Here is a 14,717-nt window from a genome sequence, read left to right on the forward strand (position 1 = left end):
GTCGCGCTGGTGATGCGCCCGTGCGTTTCCGCGGCGCCTGTCGCCTCCCAACCCGGGATCCCGGCGATCGCATGCCGACCCGCTCTAGCTGCCATACCTCTCCTCATCGATGTCGTGCCGGCGAACCGTCAATTGCGCGCGTGCTCCGCGGCGCTGATGACCTCCATCTTCCTCACGAGATCGGCGACCGACTGGGCTTCGAGCTTGCGCATGGCCGAGCTGCGGTGAATCTTGATCGTGATCTCGCTCAGCTTCAGTTCGCCCGCAATCTGCTTGTTCAGCAAGCCTTCCACCACGTACGCAACGACTTCGCGCTCACGCGCCGTCAACTGGTCGTAGCGCGCGCGCAGCGTCGCCTCCGAGCGGGCGCGTTCGCGCCACGCGGCGTGACGCGCGATGGCCGTCGAAACAGCGTCGATCACGCGCTGTTCGCGAACGGGCTTGGTGAGAAAGTCGATCGCTCCCGCCTTCATCGCGCGCACCGACATTTCGATGTCGCCGTGCGCGGTCATGAAAATGATGGGCATGTCCACTTCGTAGCGGTGCGCACTCTGCTGAAAGGTGAGGCCGCTCTCGCCGCGCAGGCGCACGTCGAGCAGCAGGCAGCCCGGCACGTCCTCTTTCGGCGCCAGCAGGAACTCGTCGATGCGCGTGAACGTGCGGGTCGCGAAACCGGACGAGCGCAGCAGGCTGGAAAGCGCCGCGCAAATCGACTCGTCGTCGTCGATCACGTAGACCACTGCACCTTCTACCCCTGGCGCACTACGAACTGTGTTCTTTTCCATTACCGTTCCCCATGCAGCCATGCACGTTGTCTCCGCCGGATCTTTCATCAATCGCGCGCAAGCGGATCGTCCATCGACTCGACATCGCCTTCGATCTGCAGCGACCGGACTTTTCGCACCAGCTCCGCCGTCGTGCGCGCGGCGAGTTTTTTCATCGCTCTCGCACGGTAGATCTTCACGGTCATCTCGCTGAGTTCCAGCTTGCTCGCGGCCGCCCTGTTCATATATCCCGCCGCAACGAGCAAGGCAATGTCGCGTTCGCGCGGCGTCAAGGTCGAAAACTGCTCTCTGAGCGTGCTCGACTGATTCAGTTTCATCAAACGCGCCGCGTCGCGCTGCAATGCCTCGGTCACGGACTCGATCATGTCCTGCTCGCGAAACGGCTTGGTCAGAAAATTGATGGCGCCGCCTTTCATGGCGCGCACCGACATTTCGATATCGCCATATCCGCTCATGAAAATGATCGGCATGACGATTTCGTTTTCCGCCGCCCAATCCTGAAACTCGAGCCCGCTCTCGCCTTTCAAGCGCACGTCGAGTATCAGGCAGCTCGGAACATCGCCCTGCACGCGCTGGCAAAATAGCACCGTCGACGGGAAGGTCTCGACATGAAACCCCACCGATTCGAGCAGGCTCTTGAGCCCTTCCCTGAGCTTTTCGTCGTCGTCGACGACAAAGACTTTCGACGCGTCCGGTTCCGCGCAAGCCCGATTCGCGTGTTTCGCGTGGTTCATCGCGTCGAACCTGAAAGGCGATATCGATCCATTGACACCGCTGCTCATCGCCGGTCGTCCTGATTCGCAATGGTCATGAGAGCCTTTGCCTCGGTGGCCGTGGATAAATCGCGATGCGGCAATGCCGCCTCGACGTAGAAACTGTCACCCGTGCCCGGACAGAACGTCTTGACGCTTCCGTCAATCACAATTTCGAAATGCACGGACCCGCGCTCGCCACGATCGATATCGATCTGGTACATGCCAAACTCCACCGGTTGCCGATTTCAGGCGTCGAACCAAAGGGAATGCCGCGCGCGAGGTGCACGATTGCGCAACTGTTTTGTAGGCGTTGTCTGCTGAGCGAGAGGCCGTACGGTGGGTGAACCCTCCTATCCCCCTTGCATCTTACCTACGGATTGCGGCAAACCCTATCTATACCTGCGTATGATTCCGGCGGGCGGAGCTCTCCTGTAAGCTTGGGCCGCGTACACGCGACGAACCACAGCCATCCTGCCTTCCAGCACGCCATCGGAGATATTCATTGTGTACGCCACAAGTTATCTGGGTGGTTGACGACGACCCTTCGGTCCGCTCCGGCCTCTCCAGTTTGCTACGCTCACTCGATTACGACGTCGTGACATTCGAATCCGGCGTGGATCTGCTGGCCGCCGCGGGCGCCCGGCACCCGCACTGCATCATTTCGGACGTCCAGATGCCCGGCATGACCGGCGTCGACATGTTTTTGCGCCTGATCGGCGCCGGTATTCGCATACCCACGATTTTCATCACCGCCTACCCCATGCCCGAACTCCAGAGCCAGGCGCTGGACAATGGCGCGAGCGCGTTCCTCATCAAGCCGGTCAGGGCCAGGGAGCTCGCCGCCGCCGTTGCTGCGGCAGCCGCCACCGCAGCGTAAACCGTCCTCGCCGCATCCCGCGGTATAGGACGCTGTTGACATTCGTATAGGGTGAGCGCCACCCAACGTCTGATAGAGCCAGGACGGCCGCCGGTCTATGCTTTCCACCGGGCAAGACCCGCATTGACAACTCCTCGATCCTACTCAACGTCAACAGGTGATTCCATGACGCTTCGCTCCAAGGCGCTGACGGCCGCATTCGCCGTGCTGCTCTCTTCCGCCGCTCTCGCACAAACCACGACGACCGCCGACACGCCCGCGCTCACCAAGCAGCAGATCCGCGCGCAAATGCGTGCCGACCGCGCCGCCAACCACGCGTTGGCGAAGAAGGTTCACGAAGCCCTCTACAAGAACCACGACCTGAACGATACGGACATCGCCGTGTTCGCCAATACGCGCACGGGCAAGGTGATCCTGGCGGGTACGATTCTCGACGAATCGCAGGACCAGGTCGCTCAGGACGTCGCATCGAAAGTGCCGGGCGTGCAGTCGGTCGCGACCAAGCTGACGCTCTACGCAGCACCCTGATGCCCGCGTTGTCGCCGTAAGCGCGTGCGCCGGCCACGCCGGCGCACGTCAGGATTCAACCCGGTTGTGAATCAGGCGGCAACGGCCTCACCCAGCACGGCGCTCGCTTCGTCGAGCAGTCCGGGCATGGCGGTATAGCTCGCGTGCGTGAGGCGCAGCACGCCCCCTTGTGTGCAGACGCCCACGACCTGGTCGTCCGCGAACCCCGAACTCACGATCGGCCCCCACAGCGCCTTCAGTGCGAAGCCTTCGTAGGTCGAAGCGACCGGTTCGCGGCCGAGGTTCGACAACAGCACGTCGAACGCCAGCATGTGCGAAAGAAAACCCGCTGCATCTTCAATGGACGGATTCGACGACATGAACGCATCCAGCGCTTTCGTTTCCTGCACGACCGAGGCGAGCGTTTGCGCGGGTGCCAGCGATGCCTTGACCTCCCGAGCCGCCTGCCAGAACGGCGCGCCGCGCGGACGATCGTCCACCGTCACGGTCTGCGTGATGTACACGCCGTTGGCCTGGCCCATGCCGCCCACGGTGCGGCGCACGTCGATCGGCGACACGGTACGCACCGGCCGCTCGCGCCACGCCCGCGACAAGCGCCGCCCCGCTTCATGAACCGCCGCCGCGACCGCGCCGTGCACCGTCGTGCGCTCGATGCGCGAGCGCTCCACAACGGCGCGCGTGAGCTGCGCACTGAGAGCCAGCGCGGCGACCTCGGCGCGCGCGCCAGTGGCCGCGCGGAACCGCTTCGGCTCGGGTGCCGGCGCCATCGCGCCGGATACGGTGGCCGTGGTCATTTGCGCTCTCAGCAGGCTTTCCAGTGGTTGCACGAGGGGCAGGCTCATGAGCGAGCCGCCCGCGAGCGCGCACAGCAAGTCCTGCATCACAGAGGCGCCGCCCATGCCGTCCAGCACCGAGTGATGGGCGGCAAGAATGACGGTCGAGCCGCCCTCGCCCTGCAACAAGGTTGCGCGCACAAGCGGTGCAGTCGACCAATCGAACGGCGTGTTCACCTCCCTCGCCGCCTCGACTTCCCACGACGCCCGCGCATTCTCCACCACGCGCAGCGGAATCCGTGCGTCGGGATCGCGATAAAAGGCAGGAGCAGCTTCACCCTCGGCGACGATCCGCGCAACGAGCAAAGGATGCCGCTGCTGGAGCGCAAGCAACGCAGCGCGCCAGGCGCTGGGCTCGAACACGCGGTCGATTTGCGCGACCAGCGCGAAATGAATCGAACGATTGCGGTCGAGCAGCCAGAACAGATGTTCCGTACCGCCAAGCGCCCGCACCAGAGCGGGGTCCTGTTTCAGGTTGTTTTCGCTATCCGTTTGTTGATTTCGCATCTGAATTCCGTGTTCTTCAAAAGGGAGGGAAACGTTGAACGCAATCGCTTCCTCACCCAGAACACCTCTCGAGCGTTACGCATTCCACGGTGCATTCGAAAATCAGCACGACGATTTGTGTCGCAATTTGTCTGGCGTCCGGCATTGATACAAAGATTTTCAATAATCGTCTGACCAGACATATGACAGATACCTTCTCTGGTTTTAATGCGTTGTGCCTCCTGCCCGCCTTGCGCCCGTCTCGTCTTGAAGGGAAAGATGTCTGGCGATATTGGGCGCGTATGGAATTTCGTTCGCCCGCCGGGTGTTCTGGTCAAGGCGACGGTTTTGCCGTTTAACCCTATCGTCGAAAAATGAAATCTACCGAGACGATGACTGTCGCCGAATTGTCCGCGCTGCTGCCTGCCATGCTTCCACGCCTGTGGGCATTCGCGCTGCGCATTTCGGGCGATCAGCACGATGCCGAAGATCTCGTGCAGCGCGCGTGCGTGCGCGCACTCGAACGTGCTGATCAACTCGCACCGGGCACGGCGCCGCTGAGCTGGATGTTCTCCATCGTTCAGTCCACGTGGCTCAGCGAACTGCGGGCCCGCAACGTGCGCAAGCGCTCGGGCACGGAATGGGATGACGGTCTCCTGGAGACCGTTCCCGATCCCTCTGCACGCACACCGGAAGAACAGGTCATGAACGGGCAGATCATCCGCGCCGTTCAGCAATTACCCGAGGCACAGCGCATTGTGATGCTGCTCGTCGCGGTGGAAGGGTTAAGCTATAGCGAAGCCGCCGAGGTGCTGGACGTGCCGATCGGCACGATCATGAGCCGGCTTTCGCGGGCACGCCAGGCCATCGGCGCCCTGTTCAACGATCAGAAAAAAGAAAAACGCGCGAAAGACGCGGCGAACAGCAAGGAAATTGGGGCATGACAATGGATGACATCCTGCTCATGGCTTATGTCGACGGCGAACTCACGCCGCGTGAGCGCGAGGACGTGGAGAAGACGATCAGCGTGTCGCCCGAGATCGCGGAGCGCGTCGCGCTATTCGCGGCCTCGGCGCTGCGGTATCAACACGCTTTTGCGCACCAGAAGCTGCCGCCGGTTCCCGAGCGGCTCACGCTCGAGATCGCGCAGCTCAGCCGCGCATATACTGAGGCACCGGAAGCTTCGGGCAGCGACGGACGCAGCGCTGCCGAACCTGGGGGGCTTGCGCGGCTTTTCGCGCGCTTGCCCTTTCGCTTTCCGCCCAAGCCATCGCTGCCGGGTCTCGCCATGACGTTCGCCGCGAGCGCGCTAAGCTGCGCACTGGTGCTGCACTTCGCGACGGACTGGGCGCGCAGCGACCGCGGCGCAAGTGCCAGCGCGTTGCACGCCGCGGCAGCGAGCGTTTCGCCGTGGGTCGCGGCGGCGGGGAACTATCAGCAGCTTTACACGCGCGACACCGTCGCCTTCGACGCGCTCACACCGGAGGTGGCCTCGCAGGTGATCGCGCGGATTCACAGCGACGACGGCGTGCCGATACGCGTGCCCGACCTGCGCCCGGCGGGGCTCACGTTCACGCGCATTCAACGGCTGCGTTTTCACGACAGGCCGCTCGTGCAGATCGTGTATCTGCCCAAAACGGGTTTGCCCGTGGCCCTGTGCGTCATGAAGGACGAAAAGCCGGACGCGGGCATGACGCATGAGCATGTCGAAAGCATGAACGTTTTGATGTGGCGGCGCGCCAACCTTAGCTACGCGCTGATAGCGTCGCTCGACGACGATCAACTGCTGGCAATCGGCAAGCAGATTGCCAAAGGCCAGACGGACGCAACCATAGGCCAGCTGGTGCCGCGCGGCAACGCCGCGGGTTGAATGACTTCGCGCATTATCCGTTATTCCGGATTCCGAATTGTGTCGGGATATCTCTCCCCCGGCGATAACAACGCAGCGTAGACCAGACCAGCACACCAGCTGGAATAAACACCGATAACGGACTGTTCTGATTGCGCGGCCGGACAGCTCGCCCTCCGGGGCGAATGCACTGGCTCAACCTTCATGTTCAGTCAGGCGCCGCCAGCGGCTCCGTTACGTTATCGGCACATCATGACTTCCTTTTCCCGCATGCTGCTCGTGTATGACGGCACGAGCGAGGCCCAGGCCGCGCTGCACCGCTGCTCGCAGCTCTCGCTCGCCTTGTCCGCGCCCGTCGACGTAGTCGCCGTCGTCGATACCGAAGCGGTGAATGCGAGCTCCGGCGGTCTGCTGACCGACGTTGCCTATACCCACCTCGAGGAAATCGCCCGCAACACGCTGAGCGATGCCGTCTCGCATCTGGCCAGTATCGGCATCGCCGCGAACGGCTACGTCAAATACGGGCGAATCGCCGATGTCGTCGCGCGCCACGCGCAAACGTTCAACCCCGATCTCATCGTGCTCGGTCATCGCGCGCAAGCGAGGCGCTGGTGGAGCGGGCGTCCCGCTCATGCCGATCTCGCCGAGCGTCTGTGCGGAACCACGATCGTGACCGTGACGCTGGCGTCTGCTTAGTCATGCGTAACACAGCGCCGGTGGCCCGACGATTCGATCAGCCCGTCTCACATTGCCACAAGCGGCAGCGTGAGACGCGCCTCCAAACCGCCTGCGCGCCGGTTTTCGAGTTCGAGCTCGCCGCGCATCGCGAGTGTGAGGCGTCGAGCAATGGCGAGCCCAAGCCCCGAGCCCGACGCCGATGCCGCCGTTTCGGGCGCGCGATACCACGCGGCGAACACCGCTTCCAGACGGGCGGGAACGATCCCAGGCCCCGAATCGAGCACCGCCAGCACGAGACGCTGCGCCTCGACCTTCACGCTGAGACGGACATCCACACCGTAGCGCAGCGCGTTGTCGATGAGATTCACGAGCACGCGGCGCAGTGCATGGGGACACGTCACCACCGGACGCCCCACGCGCCCCTCGAGCTCGACGGTGCGCCCGGCGTCCCGATAGTCGGCGATCAGCGCGCCGAGCAGGCTGTCCGCATCGACGGATCGCATGGGCTCCTGGGCGCTGCATTGCATGCGCGCGCAGGAAAGACTGCCCTCGACCAGTTCGGTCATCTCGGCGAGATCGCGGGCGAGCGCGTCTCTCACCGGCGCGTCCTCCACGAGTTCGGCGCGCATGCTCATGCGCGTGATCGGCGTGCGCAGATCGTGTGCATAAGCGGCAAGCACGTGCAGCAGTTCGGCCTGGCGGCGCGCGCGCTGGCGTGCGCACACATTGAACGCGCGAGCGAGACGCGCAGCGACAGCGGGCTCCATGTCTTCGGGCAGGATCGCTTCCGCACCTTCGCCGAAGCCGCGCTCGACCATGGCCTCCATGCGTTGAATGGACACGTGCAGGTCGACGAACTTCAGCACCGCGAGCGCCGCTACCAGTATGGCGGGCAGTGCCAGGGGCAAGCCGGAGCGCGCAAGTACTTGCCACGGGACGCCATGCGTCGCGTACGAGGCGTAGGCACAGGCCGCCGCAAGCAGCACCCATGCGGGCCGCGACCACGCCTCGAAAGACCGCGGCGCACCGCAAGGTGGTGAAGCGCGCCCGGTGGTTGCGTTCAGGGATGCGTTAGGGGAATCCGTTGGGTCGATAGCGTGCGCGTTCATTTCCGTTCTCCTGTACTGACCAGGCCTTGTCGGGCCGGGCCGCTTTGCACCACAGGGGAACGCGCATTTAACAGACAGCCGGCACCTTGCCCGGAAACATCTGCTTCGTGGTACGCCCCTGCCCGGCAGCGCCAGAATAGGGCACGTGATGCGCAAGGCGCCATTATATGAACGTATAGGCTCGGACCTACGGATGGGTAAAACCGCGCGTTTCGTGCCCCGCACGCCAAAGAAGTTGAGCGTACGGGACACGCCAGGCTTTATGCGAGCTTGCGCATCGGCCTGAATCCGGCGCGAACCTCCTGCGCGAACAGCAGCGGCTCTTCCCACGCAGCGAAATGACCGCCCTTGTCGACCGTGTTGAAGTAGACGAGATCGTGATAGCTGCGCTCGGCCCAACTGCGCGGCGCCTGATAGATCTCACCCGGAAACACGGTAATCGCCGCTGGCAAGCCGATATCCACCGCGTTGAAGTTATTCGAGTGATCTTCCCAGTAAATCTGGGCCGACGACGTTGCGCTGTTGGTCAGCCAGTAAAGCGAAATATCGTCGAGAATTTCGTCGCGGGTCAGCGAGCGCTCGGGAACGCCGCCGCTGTAGGTCCATTGGGAGATCTTGTCGTACATCCATGCCGCCTGGCCCACCGGCGAGTCGGCCAGGGCGTAGCCCACCGTCTGGGGGCGCGTCACCATCATGGCCGAGTAGCCGCAATTGTCGCGATAGAACACATTCAGCTTGTCGTATGCACGTTTCTCGTCCGGCGAGAGACCCGCAGGTGCAGGCTCGCCCAGCGCGAGCAGCCGCGCGATATCGGGCGGCACGGTTGCCGGCATATTCACGTGAATGCCGATCAAGCCCTTGACGTGCTGCATGGCCATGCGGTGCGAGACGACCGAACCGCAATCGCCCCCCTGGGACACGAAACGTGTGTAGCCAAGGCGCGCCATCAGTTCGCCCCACGCGCGCGCGATATGATCGGAGCCCCAGCCCGGCGCGGTCGGCTTGCCCGAAAAGCCGAAACCAGGCAAGGACGGCACGACCACATGGAAGGCGTCGTCGGCGCTCCCGCCAAAGGCGGTCGGATCGGTCAGCGGTTTGATGGCCTTGGTCAGTTCGAGAATCGACCCGGGCCAACCATGCGTCATGATCATCGGCAGCGCATTCTCGTGGCGCGAGCGCACATGAATGAACTGAATATCCAGCCCGTCGATTTCCGTGATGAACATGGGAAATTCATTGAGTTTCGCCTCGCCCTTGCGCCAGTCATAATCGCTGCCCCAATACTGGACGAGTTGCTGCATGCGCGCGAGGCGAACGCCCTGAGATTCATCGGCCACTGTTTCTTTTCCAGGCCAACGCGTATTGGCGAGACGCCGCCGCAGATCGACCAGCGCGGCGTCCGGAATATTCGCCTTGAATGGACGTATTTTCGCGGCCTGCGTGTCGGCGTAAATCGCTTTGGGAAAGAGCGCAAGCGCGCCAACCGCGGCCGTCGCGGCAAGCAGGCTGCGTCGCATCGGGGAAAAGTCGTTCGAAGACATTGCTGGCATCCTGTTTATAAGGAATAGTCGAATTCACGTGGCGACATCGCAACGAGTGTCTTTCACGCTGACGATCGCTCCTGGAAAGTCGCCCCTCATTAAAAACAGGCAATGTATCTCGCGTTTGTCGGCTATGTAATGTTTCGTACGCCACGTAAAAAATGCAATCAAGCCAGTTATATTTCGGATTAAGACGGGAATACCAATATACGAAGGTATGTGGCAGCTTATCCTTAATTATCTGTCGCCTCAATCCAGAATGGCATGGCCCGATCGTCTGCTTCCGACTACTCTGCTGGCAGCGGTAGAAACGCGCCGCTGCTCCGCTTATGACGATCATGGAAAAAATCGATCACGTACTGGTTGTCGACGACGATCGCGGCATACGCGAACTGGTTGCCGGTTATCTCGAACGAAACGGCATGCAGGTCACGACCGCGTGCAACGGCAAGGAGATGCATGAGTCTCTCGCCAGGCATACACCCGACCTCGTCCTGCTCGACCTGATTCTGCCCGGCGAAGATGGGCTCACACTCTACCGCGGCTTGCGCGAAAGCCGCCATCGCGCGCTGCCCGTCGTGATGCTTTCGGCGCGCTGCGATGTCACCGACCGCATCGTCGGGCTCGAAATGGGCGCGGACGACTATATGGCCAAGCCATTCCAGGCGCGCGAACTGCTCGCCCGCATCCGCGCCGTGCTGCGCCGCACGCGCATGCTGCCGCCCGACCTGCAGCCCGTGGACGACACACCGGTGCTCGGTTTCGGCGAGTGGCGCCTCGACACTACCGCGCGCCATCTGCTCGAATCCGACGACACGGTCGTCACGCTCAGCGGCGCCGAATATCGCTTGCTGCGCGTGTTTCTCGACCACGCGCAACGCGTCTTGACGCGCGACCAGTTGCTCAACCTCACGCAGCGGCGCAACGCCGATCCATTCGACCGGTCGATCGATTTGCTGGTGAGCCGGCTCAGGCAAAAACTCAATGACACGGCGCGCGCGGCGCGTTACATCAAGACGCTGCGCAACGAGGGCTACATTCTTTCCACGCCGGTGACGGTTCACCACGACGCGAGCGACGCCGCGCAAGCCAGCCGCGCCTGCGTGGACAGCGAAGCGCTCTGCGTCTAGCGGCCCCGTTCGCGCCCTCTTCGTCTCGGCTCTCGTCGCCGCTCCCGCACTCGCCTTCGCCCAGTCGCCGGACACGACCGTCACGCGCGCGTCGGTTCGCGCGGAACTGGTGCAGTTGCAGAAGGCCGGCTACAACCCGGCCAGCGACAACACCCAATATCCGAAGAACATCGAAGCCGCCCAGATGCGCCTCGACGCGCAGCGAAACGTCGCATACGGCGGTACACCCGCCAATGGCACGGCATCGGGGTCGCGCAACGAAACGGCGCAAACGCCGGCTCCGCAGCAGGATGTCGTCGGTCTCGAGCCGATCTACGGGCACTCGTGATCGATGGCGCCCGCGCCCATGCGAAGTTGGAATGCCGCGGCGCGGAATAAGCGCACTGTCTCGCGTGTTCCTGGAAGATCAGCGCATTGGGGCGCGATGGGAGGCAGGATGCGGTTTTCGGTTCTCGGCGCCGGCGCGGTCGGCTGCTACTACGGCGGCATGCTTGCGCGCCACGGCCACGACGTCGTCTTTATCGGGCGCCACTCGCATGTTGCGGCGATGAGCCAGAACGGCTTGCGCCTTCAGTCGCAAGCGTTCGATGTGCGCCTGCCCGTGCGCGCCGCGACGCAGATCGAAGCGACCGCCGGCGCCGACGTCGTGTTCGTGTGCGTGAAGTCGACCGACACCGCCGAGGTCGCGCGCATGCTCGGCCCGGTGCTCGCACCGGGCGCCATCGTGGTGAGCCTGCAAAACGGCGTCGACAACGCCGCGCTGCTGCGCGCCGCCATCGCGCAGCCCGTCATTTGCGCGGCAGTGTATGTCGCTTGCGAAATGGCCGGTCCCGGACACCTGCTGCACCACGGCCGGGGCGATCTCGCCATCGAGGCGTCGCCGCATAGCGAAGCCCTCGCAAGCGTCCTGCTCGCGGCGAAGATTCACACCCAAATCGCCGCCGACGTGCACGCGACGCTGTGGCAAAAGCTCATTCTCAACTGCGCCTATAACGCGGTCTCCGCCATCGTCCAGTTGCCGCTCGGCGCCATGACGCATCGCGACGCGCTGCGCGAAACCATGCGCGAAGTGGTCGCCGAGTGCCTTGCCGTCGCAGCCGCCGAAGGCGTCCATTTCGAGCACGATGCCACGCGCATGGTCGAGCAGATCGAAGCGACGATTCCCGCCACTCAGTATTCATCCACCGCCCAGGATCTCGCGCGCGGCAAACACAGCGAAATCGACTTTCTCAACGGCGCAATCGTGCGGCGCGGTATGATCGCCGGTATCGCGACGCCTGCCAACCGCACGCTCCACACCCTCGTCAAGGTGCTGGAAGGGAAACCCACCGCTCACGCCTAACCGTCTCCCACAGCCATGCAATTCTCCGACTTCTCCTCGCCCGCCTTCTACGCCAATCCTTATCCCCTGTACGAAAAGATTCGTGCAGCAGGGCCGATTCTGCCGGTTGGACCCAGGGCATTCGTGACCGGGCGCTTCGAGATCATCGACGCCTTGCTGCGCGACCCGCGCATGGGCAAGACCTATCTGCAAAGCGTGGCCGCGCGCTACGGCGAGGCGGCGGCCGCGCAGCCGGTGTTCCAGTCGCTGAGCCGCACCCTGCTGATGATGAATCCGCCCGTGCATACACGGCTGCGCGCGCTGTTGATGCAGACGTTCAACGCGCGCGGCATCGAGAAGCTCACTGCGGTTGTCGAGGCGACGACGCATGAACTGCTCGAACGCGTGGGCACGCACGCCGAGTTCGATCTGGCCAGCGACTTCGCGCTCCCCTTGCCGGTGCAGATCATCTGCCGGCTGCTCGATGTCCCCGTGGCGGACGCGACCGCGCTTGGCGACGCGGCAAGCCAACTCGTCGCGGCATTCGATCTCGCGCCGCTCGACGAAAACGGCTTGCGCGCGGCCGACGAAGCCGCGCTCACGCTCGAGCATTACTTTCACGGCGTCATCGAGCAGCGCCGCGCACAGCCCGGCGACGATCTGGTTTCCGCCATGCTCAGCGTGGAAGACGACGGTTCGCGGCTCAGCGACGAAGAAGTCGTATCGAATGCCGTGCTGCTGTTCATTGCCGGCCACGAAACGACGTCGAACATGATTGGCAACATGATGATCGCGCTCTTTCGCCATCCGCAGCAGATGGAGGCGTTGAAGCAGGAGCCGAAGCTGTTGCCGCGGGCGATCGCGGAGTGCATGCGCTACGACGGCGCGGTGCAGATGCTGGTGCGCACGGCGCTCGAAGACATCTCGCTCGGCGAAGCCGCGCTCGCGCGCGGCTCAGTGGTGTTCATGCTGATCGGCTCGGCCAACCGCGATCCTGCCGCATTCCCCGCGCCCGACACGCTGGACTTCGCGCGCAGCGCGAGCACGCCTTCGGTCGCGTTCGGCGCGGGCATTCACTATTGCCTGGGCGCGCGGCTCGCCGCGCTCGAACTGGACGTCGCGATGCGGTCCCTGCTTGCCCGCTTCCCGGCAATCCGCCCTGTGGATCTCGACGGGCTGGTCTGGCACCGACGCAACAATCTGCGCGGCGTGACGTCGTTGCGCGTCTACACGCGTTGATTCCGTCGGCCGCCATTGCGGCGCGCGGGGCCTTATTGCTTCGTATCTTCGGGGCTATACGTCACGTACAGCTTCGTATAGCCCTGCGTGTCGAATTGGCCCGTCCAGCCTTTGGGCAGCGTCACGGCTTCGCCCGTGCCGAAGTTCAGCACCGAGCCGTCCGACGAGGTGAGCTTCACGCCGCCCGAAAGGAAATACAGAAACTCGGTGTAGGCGAGCCCCTGCGGTCCCTTGATGACTTCGTGCGACGGACCCGACTTGAACACGCCCGTTTGATAGGCCTTGTCCGGCGATGTAAAGCCGACCACGTCGGTCATCTGCGTGCCGTTTTCAACCGACTTTTGCGCGTCCTTGCGGTTGAAGACGGCGCCGTCGAGATCGGCTTTCGAAAGCTTCACAGGTTTAATCGTCTGCGTTTGTGCCTGCGCGCATGAGCACGCCAGCGAACAAACCGCCAGAACTGCAGCGAGAGCGGATCTACGAGTCTTGGCCATGACCATGAGTCATCCGTTGAATATGCCTGGGATCGCAAGCGTTGGAAGGGCCGCTACAGATGCTGAACCTGCAGCATGGCATCGGCAAACGCCTTGGGCGCTTCCTGCGGCAGATTGTGGCCAATGCCGCCGCTGATGTCGCGATGCTCGTACTTTCCCGTGAACTTCCCGGCGTAAGCCGCCGGCTGCGGATGCGGCGCGCCGTTGGCGTCCCCTTCCATCGTGATGGTGGGCACCGCGATCGTGGGCGAGAGCGCCAGTTTCTTTTCGATATCGTCGTACTTCGCCTCGCCCTGCGCGAGACCCAGCCGCCAGCGGTAGTTGTGAATCACGACCGCGACATGATCGGGGTTATCGAAAGAAGCCGCCGTACGATCGTAGGTGGCATCGTCGAAATGCCATTGCGGCGAAGCGAGGCGCCAGATCAGCTTGTTGAAATCGTGGCGGTTCTGTTCGTAGCCCGCCACGCCGCGTGCCGTGGAGAAATAGAACTGATACCACCAGGCCAGTTCGGCCTGCGGCGGTAGCGGGTTGGCGTTGGCGGCCTGGCTGCCGATCAGATAACCACTCACGGAAACGAGCGCCTTGCAGCGTTCGGGCCACAGCGCTGCGATGATGTTGGCCGTGCGTGCGCCCCAATCGAACGCTCCGAACACGGCCTGCTTGATCTTCAGCGCGTCCATGAACCCGACGATATCGACGGCGACAACGGCTTGCTGGCCGTTGCGCGGCGTATCGGCGGAGAGAAAACGCGTCGAGCCATAGCCGCGCAAATACGGTACGAGCACGCGATGCCCCGCCGCCACGAGGATCGGCGTGACCTCGGCGAAGGCGTAGATATCGTAAGGCCAGCCATGCAGCAATATGACGGGCGGGCCATTCTTCGGCCCGGCATCGACGTAGCCGATGCTCAGGTGATTCGCCTGCACCTGATGAATCTCGCCGAATGAGGCCGCCGGCGCGGACTGCGCGCGCGCCAGCTCGCTCAAACCCGCGCCCACCAGCGCCGCGCCTGCGAGGCCCGTTCCCAGAATACGGCGGCGACGTTCATTGATCTGTTCCGACATGATCCCTTTTCTCCCGGCAATCGAA

16 protein-coding genes and 1 pseudogene are annotated in these 14,717 nt (G+C 63.4%); 9 read left to right on the forward strand and 8 right to left on the reverse strand.

Going from position 1 to position 14,717, the window contains the following annotated elements; translation table 11 throughout:
* Positions 1–128 precede the first annotated feature (128 nt).
* Genes AB4Y44_RS12400 through AB4Y44_RS12410 form a run of 3 tightly spaced genes read right to left on the reverse strand, consistent with a single transcriptional unit; the run spans position 129 to position 1,761 of the window.
* On the reverse strand, positions 129–785 hold the full coding sequence (locus AB4Y44_RS12400) for a response regulator (protein ID WP_342923363.1): 657 nt from the start codon (positions 783–785) through the stop codon (positions 129–131).
* A gap of 47 nt (positions 786–832) precedes the next feature.
* Positions 833–1,519 carry a response regulator transcription factor gene (locus tag AB4Y44_RS12405; RefSeq protein ID WP_368699694.1) on the reverse strand — a complete coding sequence of 229 codons (687 nt, stop codon included), beginning with the start codon at positions 1,517–1,519 and terminating at the stop codon, positions 833–835.
* Positions 1,520–1,563: 44 nt separating this feature from the next.
* A complete protein-coding gene (locus AB4Y44_RS12410; RefSeq protein WP_342923365.1) occupies positions 1,564–1,761 on the reverse strand; it encodes a hypothetical protein in 198 nt (65 codons plus the stop codon).
* A gap of 305 nt (positions 1,762–2,066) precedes the next feature.
* Here AB4Y44_RS12410 and AB4Y44_RS12415 point away from each other — a divergent pair, with 305 nt between their 5' ends.
* Together AB4Y44_RS12415 and AB4Y44_RS12420 are read left to right on the forward strand one after the other, a co-directional pair.
* Positions 2,067–2,417: a response regulator gene (locus AB4Y44_RS12415; protein ID WP_368699695.1), complete on the forward strand. Its 351-nt coding sequence runs from the start codon at positions 2,067–2,069 to the stop codon at positions 2,415–2,417.
* Positions 2,418–2,582: 165 nt separating this feature from the next.
* Positions 2,583–2,945 (forward strand): BON domain-containing protein, encoded by a 363-nt coding sequence (locus tag AB4Y44_RS12420; RefSeq protein ID WP_368699696.1) that lies wholly within the window; start codon positions 2,583–2,585, stop codon positions 2,943–2,945.
* 71 nt (positions 2,946–3,016) lie between these two features.
* Here AB4Y44_RS12420 and AB4Y44_RS12425 read toward each other — a convergent pair whose 3' ends face one another.
* A complete protein-coding gene (locus AB4Y44_RS12425; RefSeq protein ID WP_368699697.1) occupies positions 3,017–4,285 on the reverse strand; it encodes a condensation domain-containing protein in 1,269 nt (422 codons plus the stop codon).
* A gap of 371 nt (positions 4,286–4,656) precedes the next feature.
* On the opposite strand from AB4Y44_RS12425, the gene AB4Y44_RS12430 reads away from it, so the two are divergent.
* The 3 genes from AB4Y44_RS12430 to AB4Y44_RS12440 all read left to right on the forward strand — a co-directional run bounded on the left by AB4Y44_RS12430 (position 4,657) and on the right by AB4Y44_RS12440 (position 6,809).
* Complete coding sequence (locus AB4Y44_RS12430) at positions 4,657–5,208, forward strand: RNA polymerase sigma factor (protein ID WP_368699698.1); 552 nt, start codon at positions 4,657–4,659, stop codon at positions 5,206–5,208.
* Positions 5,205–6,134, forward strand: a complete 930-nt coding sequence (locus AB4Y44_RS12435; RefSeq protein WP_368699699.1) for an anti-sigma factor — start codon at positions 5,205–5,207, stop codon at positions 6,132–6,134. The genes AB4Y44_RS12430 and AB4Y44_RS12435 overlap by 4 nt, the downstream gene beginning before the upstream one ends.
* Before the next feature lie 231 nt (positions 6,135–6,365).
* On the forward strand, positions 6,366–6,809 hold the full coding sequence (locus tag AB4Y44_RS12440; protein ID WP_368699700.1) for a universal stress protein: 444 nt from the start codon (positions 6,366–6,368) through the stop codon (positions 6,807–6,809).
* Positions 6,810–6,856: 47 nt separating this feature from the next.
* Here AB4Y44_RS12440 and AB4Y44_RS12445 read toward each other — a convergent pair whose 3' ends face one another.
* Both AB4Y44_RS12445 and AB4Y44_RS12450 read right to left on the reverse strand, forming a co-directional pair.
* Positions 6,857–7,900 (reverse strand): sensor histidine kinase, encoded by a 1,044-nt coding sequence (locus AB4Y44_RS12445; RefSeq protein ID WP_368699701.1) that lies wholly within the window; start codon positions 7,898–7,900, stop codon positions 6,857–6,859.
* Between the two features lie 260 nt (positions 7,901–8,160).
* Complete coding sequence (locus AB4Y44_RS12450) at positions 8,161–9,441, reverse strand: epoxide hydrolase family protein (RefSeq protein ID WP_368699702.1); 1,281 nt, start codon at positions 9,439–9,441, stop codon at positions 8,161–8,163.
* Positions 9,442–9,779: 338 nt separating this feature from the next.
* Here AB4Y44_RS12450 and AB4Y44_RS12455 point away from each other — a divergent pair, with 338 nt between their 5' ends.
* The 4 genes and pseudogenes from AB4Y44_RS12455 to AB4Y44_RS12470 all read left to right on the forward strand — a co-directional run bounded on the left by AB4Y44_RS12455 (position 9,780) and on the right by AB4Y44_RS12470 (position 13,131).
* The gene (locus tag AB4Y44_RS12455) at positions 9,780–10,571 is read left to right on the forward strand and encodes a response regulator (RefSeq protein ID WP_342923373.1); all 792 of its coding nucleotides are present in this window, start codon (positions 9,780–9,782) and stop codon (positions 10,569–10,571) included.
* Between the two features lie 7 nt (positions 10,572–10,578).
* Positions 10,579–10,899, forward strand: a pseudogene (locus AB4Y44_RS12460) (DUF4148 domain-containing protein); the annotation flags it as partial.
* Between the two features lie 108 nt (positions 10,900–11,007).
* Positions 11,008–11,913 (forward strand): ketopantoate reductase family protein, encoded by a 906-nt coding sequence (locus AB4Y44_RS12465; RefSeq protein WP_368699703.1) that lies wholly within the window; start codon positions 11,008–11,010, stop codon positions 11,911–11,913.
* Between the two features lie 15 nt (positions 11,914–11,928).
* Positions 11,929–13,131, forward strand: coding sequence for a cytochrome P450 (locus AB4Y44_RS12470; RefSeq protein WP_368699704.1), 1,203 nt, complete (start codon positions 11,929–11,931; stop codon positions 13,129–13,131).
* Between the two features lie 32 nt (positions 13,132–13,163).
* On the opposite strand, the gene AB4Y44_RS12475 is transcribed toward AB4Y44_RS12470, so the two are convergent.
* Positions 13,164–13,529 (reverse strand): cupin domain-containing protein, encoded by a 366-nt coding sequence (locus AB4Y44_RS12475; protein ID WP_368699705.1) that lies wholly within the window; start codon positions 13,527–13,529, stop codon positions 13,164–13,166.
* Between the two features lie 149 nt (positions 13,530–13,678).
* Positions 13,679–14,692: an alpha/beta fold hydrolase gene (locus AB4Y44_RS12480; RefSeq protein ID WP_368699706.1), complete on the reverse strand. Its 1,014-nt coding sequence runs from the start codon at positions 14,690–14,692 to the stop codon at positions 13,679–13,681.
* Between the last annotated feature and the right edge of the window lie 25 nt (positions 14,693–14,717).

Origin of the sequence: Paraburkholderia sp. BR10937 (assembly GCF_040965695.1) — a bacterium.
Lineage (GTDB): Bacteria > Pseudomonadota > Gammaproteobacteria > Burkholderiales > Burkholderiaceae > Paraburkholderia.